Annotated in this window: 13 protein-coding genes; 7 read left to right on the plus strand and 6 right to left on the minus strand. The window is 47.4% G+C overall.

Annotated elements, in window-relative coordinates; all coding sequences use genetic code 11:
• Positions 1-21: 21 nt before the first annotated feature.
• On the minus strand, positions 22-4128 hold the full coding sequence (locus tag O5O45_RS26635) for an RHS repeat domain-containing protein (protein ID WP_305902333.1): 4107 nt from the start codon (positions 4126-4128) through the stop codon (positions 22-24).
• Positions 4129-4726: 598 nt separating this feature from the next.
• Between O5O45_RS26635 and O5O45_RS26640 the strand changes: the two genes are divergently transcribed.
• Positions 4727-5791 carry a helix-turn-helix domain-containing protein gene (locus tag O5O45_RS26640; RefSeq protein ID WP_305902334.1) on the plus strand — a complete coding sequence of 355 codons (1065 nt, stop codon included), beginning with the start codon at positions 4727-4729 and terminating at the stop codon, positions 5789-5791.
• Positions 5775-6278 (plus strand): DUF3368 domain-containing protein, encoded by a 504-nt coding sequence (locus O5O45_RS26645; protein WP_305902335.1) that lies wholly within the window; start codon positions 5775-5777, stop codon positions 6276-6278. The genes O5O45_RS26640 and O5O45_RS26645 overlap by 17 nt, the downstream gene beginning before the upstream one ends.
• Here O5O45_RS26645 and O5O45_RS26650 read toward each other — a convergent pair.
• Complete coding sequence (locus tag O5O45_RS26650) at positions 6275-6640, minus strand: hypothetical protein (protein WP_305902336.1); 366 nt, start codon at positions 6638-6640, stop codon at positions 6275-6277. The two genes, O5O45_RS26645 and O5O45_RS26650, sit on opposite strands and share 4 nt — an antisense overlap.
• Before the next feature lie 182 nt (positions 6641-6822).
• Here O5O45_RS26650 and O5O45_RS26655 point away from each other — a divergent pair, with 182 nt between their 5' ends.
• Both O5O45_RS26655 and O5O45_RS26660 read left to right on the plus strand, forming a co-directional pair.
• A complete protein-coding gene (locus O5O45_RS26655) occupies positions 6823-7857 on the plus strand; it encodes an IS630 family transposase (RefSeq protein ID WP_305902337.1) in 1035 nt (344 codons plus the stop codon).
• Between the two features lie 314 nt (positions 7858-8171).
• Complete coding sequence (locus O5O45_RS26660; protein WP_305902338.1) at positions 8172-9932, plus strand: DUF262 domain-containing protein; 1761 nt, start codon at positions 8172-8174, stop codon at positions 9930-9932.
• A gap of 52 nt (positions 9933-9984) precedes the next feature.
• On the opposite strand, the gene O5O45_RS26665 is transcribed toward O5O45_RS26660, so the two are convergent.
• Complete coding sequence (locus O5O45_RS26665; protein WP_305902339.1) at positions 9985-10533, minus strand: Eco29kI family restriction endonuclease; 549 nt, start codon at positions 10531-10533, stop codon at positions 9985-9987.
• 193 nt (positions 10534-10726) lie between these two features.
• Here O5O45_RS26665 and O5O45_RS26670 point away from each other — a divergent pair, with 193 nt between their 5' ends.
• A complete protein-coding gene (locus tag O5O45_RS26670; RefSeq protein WP_305902340.1) occupies positions 10727-11131 on the plus strand; it encodes a very short patch repair endonuclease in 405 nt (134 codons plus the stop codon).
• Positions 11132-11137: 6 nt separating this feature from the next.
• Positions 11138-12316 carry a DNA cytosine methyltransferase gene (locus O5O45_RS26675; protein ID WP_305902341.1) on the plus strand — a complete coding sequence of 393 codons (1179 nt, stop codon included), beginning with the start codon at positions 11138-11140 and terminating at the stop codon, positions 12314-12316.
• Here O5O45_RS26675 and O5O45_RS26680 read toward each other — a convergent pair whose 3' ends face one another.
• The 3 genes from O5O45_RS26680 to O5O45_RS26690 all read right to left on the minus strand — a co-directional run bounded on the left by O5O45_RS26680 (position 12317) and on the right by O5O45_RS26690 (position 14568).
• A complete protein-coding gene (locus tag O5O45_RS26680) occupies positions 12317-13162 on the minus strand; it encodes an Eco29kI family restriction endonuclease (protein ID WP_305902342.1) in 846 nt (281 codons plus the stop codon).
• A 313-nt stretch (positions 13163-13475) separates the two neighbouring features.
• The gene (locus O5O45_RS26685) at positions 13476-14084 is read right to left on the minus strand and encodes a helix-turn-helix transcriptional regulator (RefSeq protein WP_305902343.1); all 609 of its coding nucleotides are present in this window, start codon (positions 14082-14084) and stop codon (positions 13476-13478) included.
• 10 nt (positions 14085-14094) lie between these two features.
• Positions 14095-14568: a hypothetical protein gene (locus tag O5O45_RS26690; protein ID WP_305902344.1), complete on the minus strand. Its 474-nt coding sequence runs from the start codon at positions 14566-14568 to the stop codon at positions 14095-14097.
• Between the two features lie 526 nt (positions 14569-15094).
• Between O5O45_RS26690 and O5O45_RS26695 the strand changes: the two genes are divergently transcribed.
• Positions 15095-16060, plus strand: a complete 966-nt coding sequence (locus O5O45_RS26695; protein WP_305902345.1) for a hypothetical protein — start codon at positions 15095-15097, stop codon at positions 16058-16060.
• Positions 16061-16322: the final 262 nt, after the last annotated feature.

Consider the following 16322-nt stretch of genomic DNA (forward strand, 5'->3'; position numbering starts at 1 on the left):
TTTACCTTTCTGTATCCTTGCTTAGTTTGGGAAGATAGTGGCTGGCCACTCGGTTGAATCTCGGAGTCGGCTCATGGTGTCGTAGTCGATTTCCCAATAAAAGCTCGTTTGGGGCACGCCTCCAATGGTCATATAGAATCTTTCCGCCTTATCGAAATCAAACTCAAAGGAGATGAGTCGAAGTTTGGCGAATAAGCTGGTGGGGATATCCCCCTTAAAGGCTATGGATAGACGGTGTATGCCTGTCGTTCCGGTTCTTGCTGTAAGGTAAATAAGTTTTACTTGATAGTTGTCACTCTCAATCATATCACTGGAGATTGAGCCATATGGTATGAGGCCACCGCTATATCCAATCGAGGCGTTGTCTTTAAAAGGGGTTACAACAAAGCTGGTGGGCTCGGTCGTCGTCTCAGGCGGCTCAATGTCCTGCTCTATTTCCGTTACAACCTTGCCGTCAAACATGACATAGTTGGTGGCGATCAGATTCACCATGTCCTCTTCATAGAGAAGATCTCCTGACATGGAATGCGCCTGGTAGATGCCTTTGTCCTCATGAATTTCCAATGCGCGCAAGCCATGGCCGTCATACTCATAGTCAATATCGACTTGCGGAACATTGGCGACCGGACTGCTGTTAGTGACGATACTCAACATGTCGCCAGAGTGGTCGTAGGTCATGGTGAAACGCCCATTATTCACCACATTGCCATAGCCATCATATTGGAATGCGTAGGGTATCCCCGTTGTACTTTTCAGTCGATTGGAGCCAGCGTCGTATACATAGCCGATTGATCCCAAATTACCTAAGCTCTTGGAAATCAGATTATCTTTGTGGTCATAGGTAAAGCTGCCAGTTCCCCACGCCCCATTGGCTGTTTTGAGGCGCCCCAAACCGTCATAGGTCAGTCCTGAGACAGATTGATTATTATCAACATAATTGGTGATGGCGGTAATGTTGCCCAATGCGTCGAAGCCGTAGCTCAGGTTGCTGGCGACCACTCCGCCTTTGGCGCTGGTGGCATGACTCACAAAACGACGATCATTCAGCGCCTGAGCGACAACCTGACCGTTTCCATACTGGTAATGGCTGGGTGTTCCAGTGGGGTGATATGAGACGCCACTGACCAACTCACCCACCGGAGAGTTAACTCTGGTCACCTGCCCCAGATCATTGACATCGTATTCAACATAGAAATCATTCGGATAAGCTATCCTGCGTAGAAATCCACTGTCGTCGTATTCATAATCCAAGGCGAATATTTTAGGGTCGAGCACCGTAATGGTCAGAGTTTCCTTATCCAAACTTCCTGTTGGAGTGTATTCGTAACTCCAGCTTGTCATGCCTTTGGTCAGGGTTTTAAGCAGACCGTTCATATAGTAGTAATAAACAACATCATGTCCGGTCGGATAGTCTATTTTCTGTAAGCGGTTATTTGGATAGTAGGAGTAAGTCGTGGTTCCAACACTGGCGACATCCCGAGTGCGTATATTGCCAGCAGGATCATAGGTGAAAGTCACCGGATTACGCTCAGGCTCATTGATCGTTTTCAACTTGTGAGTGCCGGCGTAATAACCATAGCTGCGTGTAACGCCACCTTGATTAACGGATGTAATGTCTCCTGTCTTATTTCTATTGAGGGTGGTCACTTGACGATCCTCGCCAGAAATATCCTGCACAACATAGCGGCTCCAGGTTTTTTCCGGAGAGCCGAATCCTTCCATTAGATTGGCGGTTTTATACCCTTTCGCATCAGTGACAGTCGTAGCGTAGTCAAATCCGTAGCCCGTCAGATAGCTAGCACAGGCTGAGCCATAACAGTATTGGGTGACGCTATTGTCCACCGTGGTGGTCTCGGTAAGAATCTGGTTTAAGGCGTCATAAGTTTTACGAACGCCATGGCCTTCAGTACTGTTGTAGGATGGATACGAGGTAAAGACCGTGCGACCCGCTGCGTCATACTCAGTGCGGGTATAAGTGGGTGTGACGCCTGCACCTTCCATCTTGGTCAGATAGGGGCGCCCCAATCCGTCAAGCGCGATCTCTTTGCGATACAGCGTCCCTTCTCTTGCTTCAGCCACCTTATTTGTCTCATAGGCGTAATAAGTTGGCGCAATGTTTGGCGGACTGACCTTCGTCACGCGATTTAGGCCATCGTACTCATAATAAGTTCGGTTTCCTTCCTGATCCTCCTGCCACTGAACAGTGCCGCTTGGATTTACCTCTCTGCGAATAGCCCCGGATGAAGGGTACTCCTCCAAGGTCGGCATGCCTCGGAAATAGTTCAAATAGTAAATTTCCTGATAGCCCCAAGTATTGGTATAGCCTCGTTTACGCAAATCGCCGGTGTCATGATAGGCATAACTTTCAGTAATGCCATTAATAGTCGTGGACTCTACCTGGCCTTTCTCGTTGTATGAAATGCTGTTTATCCAAGACTCGCCGTTGTCGCCTTCGATTTTAACCTGGAGAGGAAGTCCAATTAGCTGAGGCTTCGATACAGATTCCCATTGCTGGTTCAGGTAGGTTTTACGGGTGACTCGACTTTTTCCGCCGGTCACTTCCGTTATGGTTTGAGGCTGATAGTAGCTGGTGAAATCCGCATACTGGGTCACATACTTCCCGTCCACAACCATTTTGCTCAGCATCAAGGGAGTGGCGTTCTTGATGGCGTACAAGTTTTTGATATTCAAATTCTCGCCATAGAACCGCCCCACTTTCCCCCAGGTGTCATACGTGTATTCAATCGTGCGCAGCGGATTTCCGCCGGCGGGTTCGAATACCTTGACCGAATACAGCTGGCCCTCTCTGGCTACTCGATCATTGTTGATGCCAATATTGGTATGCCAGAATACTTTTTCAGTCTTGGCGGAAGGGGAAACGCTGACCGTTTTCCAGAAGCGGTCGTTGTCGAACCATACATCGTCATAACTGAACGTGGTGACGGAATCTTTTAATGCCGGTCCCTTCAACGTTCTTTTCGAAAGGGAGTACTGGCCCACGCCTCTGGGATGATGGGTGGTGGAGATCACCTCATAGTCATAGGCAATCGTCGCGCCTGAAGGCACAGTGACAGAGCGAAGTTTCTTCCCTTTCTTATCCGTGTAGGTAAAGCCCCAGGTCGTATTATCGGGAAGCGTTACGGTTTTCAGTCCGTCATGGATCTGCTTACCCATCTCTTCCTTGAAAAAGTGATCATACTTCCAGACACGGTTTCCCGTTGATTCATGTACGACTATTTCTTTCAAATAGGGAATCACGCCAACAGATGGTGAAGCCGTGCCAAAACGCCACGTTGAAGTCACGTTTTCTTGCGTCGGCTCTCCGTAATTGAAATCTATCAGGCGCCCATCATTGGTTGTAATCTGCTTGGGGAATATGTGCTCCTTCGCCGAAATCTCGCTTCCTTCGCAGCTTTCCCGTTCTGGTTTTGACATGGGAAATTTCATGCACTGACCGTTTCTTACATAGTCAGTGGAAACCTTTCTGTGGTATTTGTATTTGATCCAGTTACCGTAGGCGTCAGTCACTGAAGAGGCATACACTAATAGCTGACCGCCAACATTATATTCACTCCTTCTGTCCGCACTTTGGTTCTGGTCAAAGACGTAGGTTTTACCATCGGGAGAATAGGCGGTGACATTCAGCTCGTCGATTTTCCCCTTCCAACCCACCTCGCCACGAACAGACAATAGTTCGCCATCTTTAATGACCAAAGGGACCGCCTTGCTACCAGGGATTTCGAGGGTTATGCCACTGACTTCATGATCCCCCCAGCAGTGCTGCCCCTTGTCTCCATGATCCCGACATTCATTCCACGTTTTGACCACATAAGAAAGACGGGGCATATCAATATTCCAAGGCCCCAGTATTTCTTTCCCGTGATCCGCCAAGTTAAAGGAACGATAAATATCGATATCCATGCCGCCTTGCCCAGGCAAGGAAAACTCTTTGACGGACCATCTAACCTCCCCAGTAAATTCGTCTAGTTGCTCGCCGGATATCGCCGTATTGCCGGTATCCGCCGCAGCGAGAAAGGTGTTTTCTATTTGATCGCTTTCAGCCAGGGCCACTCCCGTCGTCATAACCAGTGGAGCGAACCATTTCCATATATGCTTGTTCCTGAGCATAGCTTCCTCAATAAAACTTCATGTTAATAAAGGCGATAGCAATGATTGTGCTTGGTGGTTGAACTGGGTATTAAGCAGGTGAACCACAAAGCAACCAAAGTTGCATTTCAGATTGAAGAAGAAAAGAAAGCAGGGAGAATAAGGAGTGAATGTTTCGATAGCGTCCCTGCCGTCTCTTTTTCTCTCAGATACTCAAAGACATGATTCGGGCTTTAATAGCTCGATTTTTCAATGTTTGAGCACTGTTTCCATTTAGCGAGCGGCATATTAATAAATTTTGAACCTGATTAGAAGTCTCCTTAGTCGAACAAAGAATATACAATATAAGTTGCCATTAAACACAATGTCAAATGCATTTTTAGCTAAACATCATTAGGAGAGGAGAACATCAACTTGTTAAGACTAAGCGGGAGAGCGACACTTACTGACGCTTCAATGGATAAATTATAGACATCGCCGGGATATACAGAATTTCTGAATCTCTAGCGACTAATTGCCTTCTCCTTGAGTTGGTAATGGAAGAAGTTTACACTTCATCGTAAATCAATGATTTTTGTAAACCTTTACAATAACTCCATCAGGATAAGAGAGGACAGCAATGTTCAGCATTCGACTCAAACGAGCTCGCAAGGCAGCCGGGTTATCCCTGCGCGAGCTAGGAGCGCGTGTTGAGGTATCCCATGCTGCTATCAAAAAGTACGAGGATGGTACAACCATGCCTTCAAGCGATATTCTCATTAAACTATCGCGAGCCTTAAATGTACGCACAGAATATTTCTTTCGACCAGAAGCTGTAGAGCTTGAAAATATTGAATACCGCAAACGAGGGACCCTCCCAAAGAAACAACTGAAGGCTATTACACACAAAGTCATTGACCAGATTGAGCGTCGGATTGAGCTGGAAAATCTTTTTCCTCAGCCACCGGTCAAAACGTTTGCTCCAGTAGCAGAACTACCTGGACAGGTCGACACAATGGAGCAAATAGAAAGCATTGCCGAGACTGTTCGGGACGCTTGGGAGTTGGGATACGATCCGATTCCCGATCTGATCGATGTTCTGGAAACTAACGGCATTCGCGTGTTCAAAATCGACACGGATGGCGAGAACAAGTTTGATGGCCTCGCCGCTCGGGTTAATGACATGCCCATCGTTGTTGTAGGCCGTCATTGGCCAGGAGATCGTCAGCGTTTTACGCTAGCGCATGAACTGGGGCACCTTATGTTGGAAGGCCGTCTCACGGAAGGTCTGAATGAAGAGCTCGCCAGCAACCGCTTTGCCGGTGCTTTCTTGTTTCCCCGCAATTCTGTGCTACAAGAGCTAGGTCAGCGCCGAAACGCCATAGAGCTCAAGGAGTTAGGGTTGCTTAAAGAAGAGTTTGGCTTATCAATGGCAGGCATCCTTTATCGGGCCCGAGATGTTGGCATCATTTCTCACGCCTATCGGGAAGAGCAAGCCAAGTTATTCTACTCCAAGGGGTGGCATCTGAAGGAGCCAGGACTTGATTACCCTTCCGAGCAAGCACATGTTTTCGAGCAATTGGTATTTCACGCGCTTGCCGAAGAGTACATTGGTGAATCGAAAGCGGCGGAACTTATGAATTTGTCGCTACATCAGTTCCAACGTGTTCGCTTCATGGAAAGCGGCAATGCAGTTTTTAATTAGCGACGCCAACATCTTGATTGACATTGAGGTTGGCGACCTAGCTGCGCCAATGTTTAGTCTTGGCTACAAATTCCTCGTCCCTGACATTCTCTATTACGAGGAGTTGGAGGAACAGCATGCCCATTTGCTAGACCTAGGACTACAAATTCGTTCGTTATCGGAACAAGGGGTCAGACGAATGGAGACGCTGGCCCAAAGGTATGCAAGACCAGGGCGTAATGACTTGTTCGCACTAGCCTTGGCCGAAGCCGAGAAGTGTCCACTATTAACTGGCGACGCCGCATTGAGGCAGGCGGCAGAAACAGAGCAAATCGACGTCAAAGGCACGATTTGGCTTATTCTAGAAATGGTTCGCGAAGAGCGTATCACTGTGGCTGTAGCCAGAGCGGCGCTAGACAGAATGCGCAGCTCTGGCCGGCGATTGCCGTGGGATGTGGCGGAAGAACTCCTGTCAGAACTCGAAGCCAATTCACAAAGCGACAACTAATCTATCAGCCGACTAATAAAACGCGCGAAAAAGCCAATCGCATTTCTCTCTTGATAGCTTGGCCGGCTGAGCAGTGTATAATTCCGAACCCCGTAGTAGAGCCCGACAAGACCGCAAGCAATTCCCGCCCACTCAAACCAATGGATTCTTTTTCCGAACACCGCTTGTAACATGGGTTGGTAGATATTGCCTGACATTGCCTCAAGCTTTGAAACAAGCCAAAAAGGCATTATGAAGTAGAGGGACACAAATAATATCGCCCCCATTAAAAGCGCGCCCCACCAGGGCAATCTAGCGCCAACATGAGTAGCGTCAGAAATGATTGATATGTTAGAGCTGTTTTTCCTATAGCGACGTCCCATTCTTGGCTTCCTAATTAACTCATTCGTTGTTTCGTAGCGATCACAAGACACACATTTTCACTGCAAATTACCATTGAGCAAACTTCCACTTCGGGTCTGATCTGACCGAACTCCGTCGCGGCACGAGTTCGCCCCTGTTCTATATTAACCTGGCATCGATATAGATATGATACAATGCCCATATGATTATAGAAGACGCTCGCTCATTACCTGCCGCAGCGCAGGAAGAAAAAAGAAAACAGGCCGTGCGACTGCGCAAGCAGGGGTATAGCTATCAGGAAATAGCCGATAAGGTCGGTGTCCATAACCTGACGGTGGGAAAGTGGATCAGAGCTTATGAAGCGCAAGGGGTTAGCGGGATTAAATCCAAGCCCCGCGGACGAGAGCCCGGCTCGGGACAGCGATTGACGCCAAGCCAGGAGAACCGAATCAGATGTTTGATTGTCGATAAAAGCCCGGACCAGCTCAAGCTGGAGTATGCGCTCTGGACCCGTAAGGCGGTGCAACAGCTTATTGCGCAGGAGACGGGAGAGCACTTGGCGATCCGAACGGTTGGCAGTTATCTGACCGCCTGGGGTTTCACGCCGCAGAAGCCGGTGAAGAAAGCGTATGAGCAAAACCCGTCTCAAGTCGAGAAGTGGCTGAAGGAGGAATATCCGGTCATCAGTGGACGAGCGAAGGCGGAAGGGGCGGAGATCTATTGGGGCGATGAGACAGGGCTTCGAAGCGACGCTCAACATGGGCGGGGCTATGCGCCGAAAGGGAAAACGCCGGTGATTCGCCTGAACGCCAAGCGTGAGTCGGTCAACATGATCTCGGCGATCAGCAACCAGGGCAAAGTGCGGTTTCAAATCTATGACGGCTCAATGGACGCAGACCGGTTGATAGGGTTCATGAAGCGGCTGATCCAAGACGCCCAACGGAAGGTCTTCCTGATACTGGACAATTTGAGAGTCCATCACGCCAAGGTTGTGAAGGCCTGGCTTGAGGAGAATGAGGATCGTATAGAAGTGTTCTATTTACCCGCCTATTCCCCGGAATTGAACCCGGACGAATACTTGAATTGTGATTTAAAAGCGGGAGTTCACAGTGGTAAGCCGGCACGAAAGAAAGGGGATCTCAAAAAGAAAGTTCGATCCCATATGTGTATGTTGCAAAAGAAGCCTTCGAGGGTGAAAAAATACTTTAACCACCCAAGCATCAAATATGCGGCATAGAATGCCTATATCGATGCCGGATTAATAAAACCCGGAGGATTCCCCTTGTGCATCGCTCGCCTCTTCGTCGGTCGAAATATTACCGCCCTTGTACTGCTGCGATACATCTCGGAAGGTTATGCGACACTTATTGCTTCGAATCCAAGCTAACTTAAAGCAACTAGTTCGCTACTGCGCCCATATTCGCCAAAAAGCAGTGGGATTTGTGTATCCATTTCTGGGCGGCTACCCTTTATTCTGATTGCTGTAGCTATTATCCCCAACCATAAAAATTAATGATACTATCCTTGGGTAACCTACGCGCAGGAATGGATATGGCCAAAGTTTACTTAGATCATTTGATACCGCGAGACAATTTCAGGTATGTTGACAAGAATAGACAGGGGCTTATGGAGGATACCTATAAGCAATCGGACATCCGACTCAGTGATATCGCTGTCGATTGGTTCACAAGATTACGAAAGCCCGACTTCCAGCGAGAAACGAACTCTTGGTCCCCAGAGGGATGCGTCGCGTTACTCAAGTCAATACTCAATGGGGATGTTGTTCCAGGAATTATTGTCTGGAAGAGTAATGAGTCAACCTTGATCTATGTAATAGATGGCGCGCACAGACTGTCAGTTTTAAGGGCATGGATGCTTGATGACTGGGGGGACAAAAACATCGCGTATTACAATGAGCTACACAAAGCTGAAATTGTGTCTGCCGCAGAACAAGTCCGACAGATTGTAAACTCGGAAGTTGGATCATATGAAGACTTCAAATCTTTTCACCAACAGCTTCGACATTTGGTTAATGAGTCAAAAGCTCCCAGGAAGGAGATGTCTTCTTGGGCATTTCAACGAGCGAATTTTTACTCAAGCATCACTGATGGTTTAACTTTGGTGACCCAATGGGTCAAAGGGACATATCAAGAAGCGGAACGCTCATTCTTACAAATAAATAGAAGCGGTGAAAGGCTAGGTTCTTTTGAGCAAATGTTGATTGAGCATAGAAATGGCCCATATGGCAGAGTCGTTTCCAGTATAGTTAGCTCAGGACGGTCGGGCCACTTCTGGCCTGAGGGTGAAATAGAAGAGGAGCTTAACATTTATGTTGACGAATTTCCAAAGTATGCCGAGTCGATACATAATATTTTATTTCGCCCCCCTTACAATGGTGAAATATTAGACTTTAACCAGCCTTTGGTTATATCAAAACCAAGCGATAGATATGAAGACGGGCTTGAACTCGTAGCTCTAATATCTGAAAACTTATTACTATCCACAGATGAGTTAAAGTTGGAGTTACTCTCGAAGCATTGTACATCTGGAACACGAACAATAATAACACAGGCGAATGAGATTTTTCGCGTGGTACTCGACAGACTGTCACAGCTTATTGGAGAAAACACTAACCCGAAGTCTTTGGGCATAGTGCCTCTTATATACACCTACAACCATCAAGGCGTATATTCTAGAAACTTATTATATGCATTTGTGTACTGGTTATTCTCTGGAACTGACCAAGAGATCCGTGATAGGAAGATATTGTATAGCAGCGTGAGAGAACGATTTGAACGAATACTAACGACATTCAAATCTCAAATCACTAGCGTCGCATCCAGAAAAGGGGGAACGTTCAAATCAACAAAAGATATCTCCCAAACTCTAAACACCACTTTAACAATTTTAGTGGGAAACAGAGATAAATCATATCCGGCGGTCAGTGAGCTTATAAAGAAAGAGTTTGATTTTACACCTCCGAAGTCTGACGCCCATCCAGGCAGAACTATTCGAAAGTCTCAAAAAAATAAAGTTAATATAAACAGTTTAGTTGAAAGCTCTGTAAGGTGTGCGATTTGTGGGGGATTAATAGACCTTCGCCAAGGTAAGCAGTATGACCATCATTTTGAAAAATACTCAAAAGTTAAAATAACAGAATCTGCTAATATGAAGCCCACTCATCCGTTTTGCAATAATATGCGGGATAAAATCGAGGCATTACAAAAAAGCAACTCAAGTGCTAAGTTGCCAAAATTTGTGCCAGGAGAGGCTCCCCAACATACAAACCAACGTCAGCTTACTTTGTTTTAAGTAACATATGCGGCTTAAGGGTCCTTAAAGGACCCCGTATAAGTAGCGCAATCTACTCTCCGCCAAGATTTTCAGCCCAGGGTCGCCCTGGGTGAAGCCGATCCCAATCTGACTTGGCCTGCTCATACCTTCCCTTCCCCGGATCGTTGTTTCCGAATCCAAATATCGTGGTGTTCCAAACTGGGCGCCACTCCCTTATCAAATGGGACTCGACCACGGAAATCAACGAGGACGATTCTCCGGACATGATCATGAAGCGGCATTTGAAATCCGAAAGGTCCAAGTTCGAAGCCTGCTTGATGCTTCTCGCGTGCGAACTCAGCCTCTTTTTCAATTTGGGCTCAGTGACGCTTGATTCGGCTCCTGTTCTCCAACCGGTCGGAACGGCTTTCCCCACATAAAGAGGCGCGCCTCTTTCGCGCTCCAACTGGTAGCTGGAGTGGGAGCCTTGATAATAAAGGGTGTATACCCCGGCGCCTAGAAAGTTCGAGTTTGGCGGTAGATCGTACAGGGGAGTTCTTTGCAGGAATGTCATCGCCTCCCTGACCAGCTGTGCTATTTTCGTTGAATGGAACATATGCTCGTGGGCATTTACCGACATCCGGAAACCTCCTTATTTGGCAAAAAAGTATCCTATTCACCGGTTGACTTTTTAACAATAGGGGCTTCACCCAGGGGTATATTTCTTAACTTGAAAGGCTTCCCCGCCAGAGTTGTAATGGCGCCGGAACGGTGCTATTACTACGCGCGCTTAAATAGGGGACGACGCACGGGAGAGAAAAAGGACTAGCGACATGGTGGACTCGGTCACGCCGTCTCGGCGATCTGAAATCATGGGCAGGGTCAGGTCAAAGGATACCTCTCCGGAGATGGCCGTGAGAAAGATGGTCCACTCCCTAGGGTATAGATATCGCCTCCACCGGAAGGACCTTCCCGGACGTCCGGACCTCGTTTTTCCGGGGCGCGGAAAAATAATCTTTGTCCATGGGTGCTTTTGGCATCGTCATCCTGGATGTTCGCTAGCCCGAGTTCCCAAATCGCGAGTTGATTTTTGGGAGGCTAAACTCAATGCGAACCGGGAGCGGGATCTTCAGACGTTGAAAAAGCTTGAAGAGATGGGCTGGTCTTGTCTGGTGATATGGGAGTGCGAAATAAGGGAAAGTGGTTTAAGGGAACGAATAAAAGAATTTTTGGGGTAGAAGGCAATGAGTTCAATAGAGCTATTCGCAGGCGCGGGTGGTTTAGCCATAGGTATGAGTCAAGCGGGCTTCAAACATTCGGCTATCGTCGAATGGAATGCGGACGCCTGTGAAACCGTCAGGCTCAATATGGCGAAGGGTGTGGATGTCGTGGCGAACTGGCCACAGCCATACCAGGGCGATGCGCGGGAGTTCGACTATGGCTGTTTGGGCGATGATGTCGTGGTTGTCTCGGGAGGTCCGCCCTGTCAACCATTCTCTTTGGGAGGCAAGCACCAAGGCTTTCTCGACGATAGAGACATGTTTCCCGAGGCGGTGCGGGCGGTCAGGGAGTTGAAGCCAAAGGCATTCATCTTCGAGAACGTGAAAGGATTGCTTCGGCAAAACTTCGCCGAATATTTCGAGTATGTGATCCTTCAATTGACCTACCCAGAGCTTGTGCGCAAGAGGAACGAGAAGTGGGTCGATCACCTGTCTCGACTTGAACGGCGACACACCTCGGGTCGTCGGGCCCGCGGCGTAACCTACAATGTTGTATTCCGTTTACTGAATGCCGCGAATTATGGCGTACCGCAGAAGAGGGAACGTGTCTTCATCGTGGGATTCCGTTCCGATCTTGGCATAGAGTGGAACTTTCCTGACGAAACCCACTCGGAGGAAGCCCTGTTGGTTTCGAAGTGGATAACGGGGGATTATTGGGAAAGGCATGGAATTGCCATTGCCGATCGTCCAGAAATGCCCGCGCGCCTCGCAGCCCGAATCGACAAACTCAGACGACGCGGCCTATTCGAGGAAAACCATCAGCCTTGGGTGACAGTGAGGGATGCGATATGCGACCTTCCCGACCCTGAAGAATTTCCCGTCAACAACATACCCAACCATTCCCATAACCCTGGCGCGCGATCCTATCCCGGTCATACTGGAAGTCCGTGGGACGAGCCGGCCAAAACATTGAAGGCTGGAGATCACGGCGTGCCGGGAGGAGAAAACATGCTGGCGCGGTACGACGGAACGGTGCGTTACTTCACGGTCAGGGAGGCGGCCAGGCTACAAACCTTCCCCGATCACTACCTGTTCAATGGCTCGTGGACGGAGACGATGCGCCAGTTGGGTAACGCGGTTCCGGTCAAACTGGCCGAGACCGTCGCCGCTTCCGTGGCGGCGGCCCTGCGAGAACACATCTAATCAATGCTGGCACATATCCTCAAGGAAGCGGTCCATCGCTTCCTCTCGCGTGTCATAGGGTGGGTATTGCGCGAAATGAGTGGCCAATAGGTTTCTAATATCCTCTTCCGATAATTGATCGTGGATTGTCTCCCCCGCCCACGACCTTCCCGAGTGAAGCGTGTCCCACGGCGAGCGCTTGTTGCCTCGAGTGCTCGCCGAGTCTCCGTGTTTGCCTATCCCATAGCAGATTTTCGTTTCCTTGTTCCATACAGGTTTGTAAAGCGATATCAGATATCGCTCCGCAGCCTCCTGCCATCCGCTCACCACCACAAGGAATCGACATTCGAAATCATCCACGGACAAGTTACTGGCTTTGGAAATGCTTTTGAAGTGCTCCTTCAACCTCCGGTCCAGCTTCTCTCCCTGCTCGATTGGCGAACGCGCGTTCGCCAAATCCGGATCGGCCTTACCAACATAAATGGGGTGATCCTTCCTCGATATGGGGGCGTAAGGCTCAAATTCTCCTCGATAATATAGCGCATAGACTCCAGAACCATAAAAGCGGGCCTTATCCTCCAATCTCATCCTCGGTTGGGACAACAAAGCCATGGCCACCATGCGCCCCATGACATCCGGAGCGCTGGGGTCAAAAACCGAATTGGGCTGTCTAACCGGATCGATGCGTCCAATGGTCTCCGTAATTCGCCCCGTAATATCAAAGAGCGACTTTCTGACCTTGCGTAGTTGGTGATCCTTTAAATTGTCCGCGCCCTCGGCGGAAAGTGCGTTCGTTAATTCATCCAATTGCTCCACCCAGTTGAACAAGGGGTGGGAGAGCGTTGATTTACTCTTCTTCGGGGGCATGCGTCGACATCCAATCGGTCATTAATCAAGAAGGAAACAAAACGGCGATTATGTCGGCGCGATGCCCCTCTGTCACGCCTTTTTCATGTCAGCGAATGTGGCCCCGTACAAATCTGGGTTGATTTGGCTCGTTAGCTTACACACTTAAGAAGTAAGGACGGAATGACTGAGAAAAAGCCTCTTCATTCCTCGTCCGTGGAAGCTATAGAGTGATTAAAGAAACTGAAGTGAAAGTGGATCGATGCAAATTCTTTAGGCGTCAACTTGTAAAAACAATCAAAGTTACAAACATTTCCCAAACTTGTCGCTGAGATCACGGAATAGCGACAGAGGAAAAAAGCGCCACCGCTTCAGTAATACGCCTCGTTCCCGTTTTAGAGAGAATGCCTCGAACTTGCGTGCGCACCGTGTTTTCCCGAACATGGTGCGCTTCGGCGTATTCAGCCGGAGTCATGCCTTCAACCAAAGCGGTAGCAAGACGTAACTCAGCTTTGGTTAGCCCGTATGGTGGCGGAGTCAATCGATCCAGCCCGGGGTTTTTTAGAAGTGTTCGTAAAATTAGCTGTGCAAGCGGCTCCTGCCAGCCTTCACAAAATCGACTATCAGGATAAAGCGGAGCCAGGATGATTTCCAACTTTGGTCGCCCCAATTCATCAGTGAGGCATTCAAGATTAGGTGAATGTATTGGAGGAGCCTCACAGACTTCCCTTATTCGCAGCATCAGCTTGGCTTGAACATATGGATCGTAGAACGCCAAGCGACCATTATCAATTTTGAAACATTTTAACTCTCTACATAACTCTTCAGCTTTATCATTGATATAGCGAATTTGCCCCGTTCCCTCCACCGCAATCACCGCATAAGGGAGAGCTGCCAAGAGAGCTTGGGACAAAGTTGATTCCAGCCAAAGGCTTTGCGTCACCTGAAAAACCTTAAACGGTAGAGCCAAGAGATTCGTAATCTGCTTGTGTACTATGAAGCACCGTTCGATCGAACATCTCTTGCTTGCTAAAGCGATGCGTCGCAAGAACCAAGCTGTAATTTTCCGTATGGTAAACGCCTGCCGAGAAATAGCGTATCTGCGGAAGGTAGGAGTTTTGATAATATTCTCTTTTACTTACATATTTCTCGGTGTTGTCGCCACAGCAACAATACATGCCAGAAGTGAACGTAAGCATGAGTGAAGCGCTAGGGTCAATATCATGATAGTGTTGGACGTAGGGGGTTGCAGTAAAATCATGGATCCAATTCCATAAACTGCTAATAGCCCCTAGCACATAATCTTTGACATAAAAGCTTGCGGCCTTGCTGCGGGATAGCGCTATCAAATCGCATAGCGCGAAGAACCAGTATGGCGGGTCGACTATTGATTCGTAAAGTTTGGCGATAACGCTATCAACGACCATGCAACGTCCCTCCTTCCCTCTAAGGTTCGTCAAGCCGTTCAGCTCTCATATACCTGCATTAGAGCAAAATGGAAGCCACGATGGGATTTGATCAAAGACCAGCTTCAAACATCAGGCATCGGCTAACTAAAGTATTACTGCAAGTATAATAAGCAGCTCCTTCGTCGGCCCTGTATCTAAAAGACTAAATTCGAATAAGGACTTAAATTTTAAATTCATTTTTTTATAAAAATATAGAGAGCATCTCTCAAATGTCTTCAGTGTGCATAGATCCCATGCATCTTAATTGTTTTAGCTCCGTATTTCGTTCAAGATTAAACCTAGAAAATTTTCATCATCAATTTTGATGATGCCCACTCATTAAAATAAAAATATAATTGTTACAAACAAAAATATAGCATACAAAGTTTCTCCATTTAGTTACCGCCTGCCAAAAACGCAAGATACGTGTTTCAGTCAAGGATAGCCTGGATAGAATTACTGACAACAATTCTTAACAGTAATAAGACATAGCAGGGGTGGTCAAATGAAAAAAACGGGATTATTGATAGTATTGTTACTTATTTCAGGATGCACAAGCATAGGTATTAATAAGGGACAACTACCTTCAACACTCGGAGAAAGCGAAAGTGGTTATGGATATATACCTTTAGATGGCCTAGCAATTAGCCAAACCTTACAAGATGATAGCTGTAAAGATTGGAGGCTATTAACTGGTTCGGAATCCTTGCCTTCAACAGCGTTTGACATTAAGGGGGCAAAAGCGGGTGAAGATCCGTTTAAGCCTCTTCTTGAAACACTCCCTGACATTTCGGTTCGGTTTGCAGTCGCTAGCTTTGATTCAAATGGAGGATTATCTTTTGGACCTGCTAAAGTAACAATAAAAGGTAAGAAATATCGTGCCATTCTAGACTACGTTAATATTGATACCATACCTGTTAGCTTATGGATTACAGCATTCAAAAATAACAACCCAGTTAAGATTGGAAATACAAATATCGTCGCTGATTACTATGAGGCTTCGATACTAACAATCGCAGATCAACAACCTACGTACCCGGAAAGCCAATTAGTTACTGTGCCTGTGTATGTTGGTATCGGAATGAGATTATCCGCCGACATTACGGCTATTGAAGGCGATGTTCCACTCACAAGTTTGGGTGCTATTGGTTTGGAAGCACAATCTAAAAAGCTTACTGGTACATTAACAGTTCAAACGATTGGAATTACCGGCGAATCTGTTGCCACTTCACTACCGCTTCCCAGTAGTTTAGATCAAACAACAATTGAAAACGGCATACTTTCGATTGGAAGCAATAGAGCGGTTGTTTACAGACCAGCAACGGGTACAGGAGGCATTTACACTACTCCTCGTGTTGTAGGTCTGTATAGTCCAGTTGGATCTGAGCCTGCACTAGTGAATGCAATTTATTCTGAACTTTCACGAGAGCGACCAAAATGGCCACGTCCATGTAAGGCGCCAAGTTCTTAAACCTGCATACAAAACGCTACGCAAAGATAAACTACTCACTACGCCCTTATTCCTGTGATCGTGGTACTACGAAAAGCAATCGGAGTTGACCATCAAGGAGAAGCTATGATTAAACATATTGTCGCTAGTATAGCACTCTTTCTTTTATTGCACATGCCCTTACTCAGGAAGAATAAAACTCACCCATCAACGCAGTAAAATAAATGTTTTTTCTTCCCAATAAGAACGGATATTATTTAATAAGTGAATATGATGTGAAATA

The organism is Hahella sp. HNIBRBA332 (genome assembly GCF_030719035.1).
Taxonomy (GTDB): domain Bacteria; phylum Pseudomonadota; class Gammaproteobacteria; order Pseudomonadales; family Oleiphilaceae; genus Hahella.

What these genes read in the sequence shown, in the direction of transcription:
- O5O45_RS26635 (WP_305902333.1), bottom strand. Translation starts at nt 4,128, where the DNA reads ATGCTCAGGAACAAGCATATATGGAAATGGTTCGCTCCACTGGTTATG.
- O5O45_RS26640 (WP_305902334.1), top strand. Translation starts at nt 4,727, where the DNA reads ATGTTCAGCATTCGACTCAAACGAGCTCGCAAGGCAGCCGGGTTATCC.
- O5O45_RS26645 (WP_305902335.1), top strand. Translation starts at nt 5,775, where the DNA reads ATGCAGTTTTTAATTAGCGACGCCAACATCTTGATTGACATTGAGGTT.
- O5O45_RS26650 (WP_305902336.1), bottom strand. Translation starts at nt 6,640, where the DNA reads ATGGGACGTCGCTATAGGAAAAACAGCTCTAACATATCAATCATTTCT.
- O5O45_RS26655 (WP_305902337.1), top strand. Translation starts at nt 6,823, where the DNA reads ATGATTATAGAAGACGCTCGCTCATTACCTGCCGCAGCGCAGGAAGAA.
- O5O45_RS26660 (WP_305902338.1), top strand. Translation starts at nt 8,172, where the DNA reads ATGGCCAAAGTTTACTTAGATCATTTGATACCGCGAGACAATTTCAGG.
- O5O45_RS26665 (WP_305902339.1), bottom strand. Translation starts at nt 10,533, where the DNA reads ATGTCGGTAAATGCCCACGAGCATATGTTCCATTCAACGAAAATAGCA.
- O5O45_RS26670 (WP_305902340.1), top strand. Translation starts at nt 10,727, where the DNA reads ATGGTGGACTCGGTCACGCCGTCTCGGCGATCTGAAATCATGGGCAGG.
- O5O45_RS26675 (WP_305902341.1), top strand. Translation starts at nt 11,138, where the DNA reads ATGAGTTCAATAGAGCTATTCGCAGGCGCGGGTGGTTTAGCCATAGGT.
- O5O45_RS26680 (WP_305902342.1), bottom strand. Translation starts at nt 13,162, where the DNA reads ATGCCCCCGAAGAAGAGTAAATCAACGCTCTCCCACCCCTTGTTCAAC.
- O5O45_RS26690 (WP_305902344.1), bottom strand. Translation starts at nt 14,568, where the DNA reads ATGGTCGTTGATAGCGTTATCGCCAAACTTTACGAATCAATAGTCGAC.
- O5O45_RS26695 (WP_305902345.1), top strand. Translation starts at nt 15,095, where the DNA reads ATGAAAAAAACGGGATTATTGATAGTATTGTTACTTATTTCAGGATGC.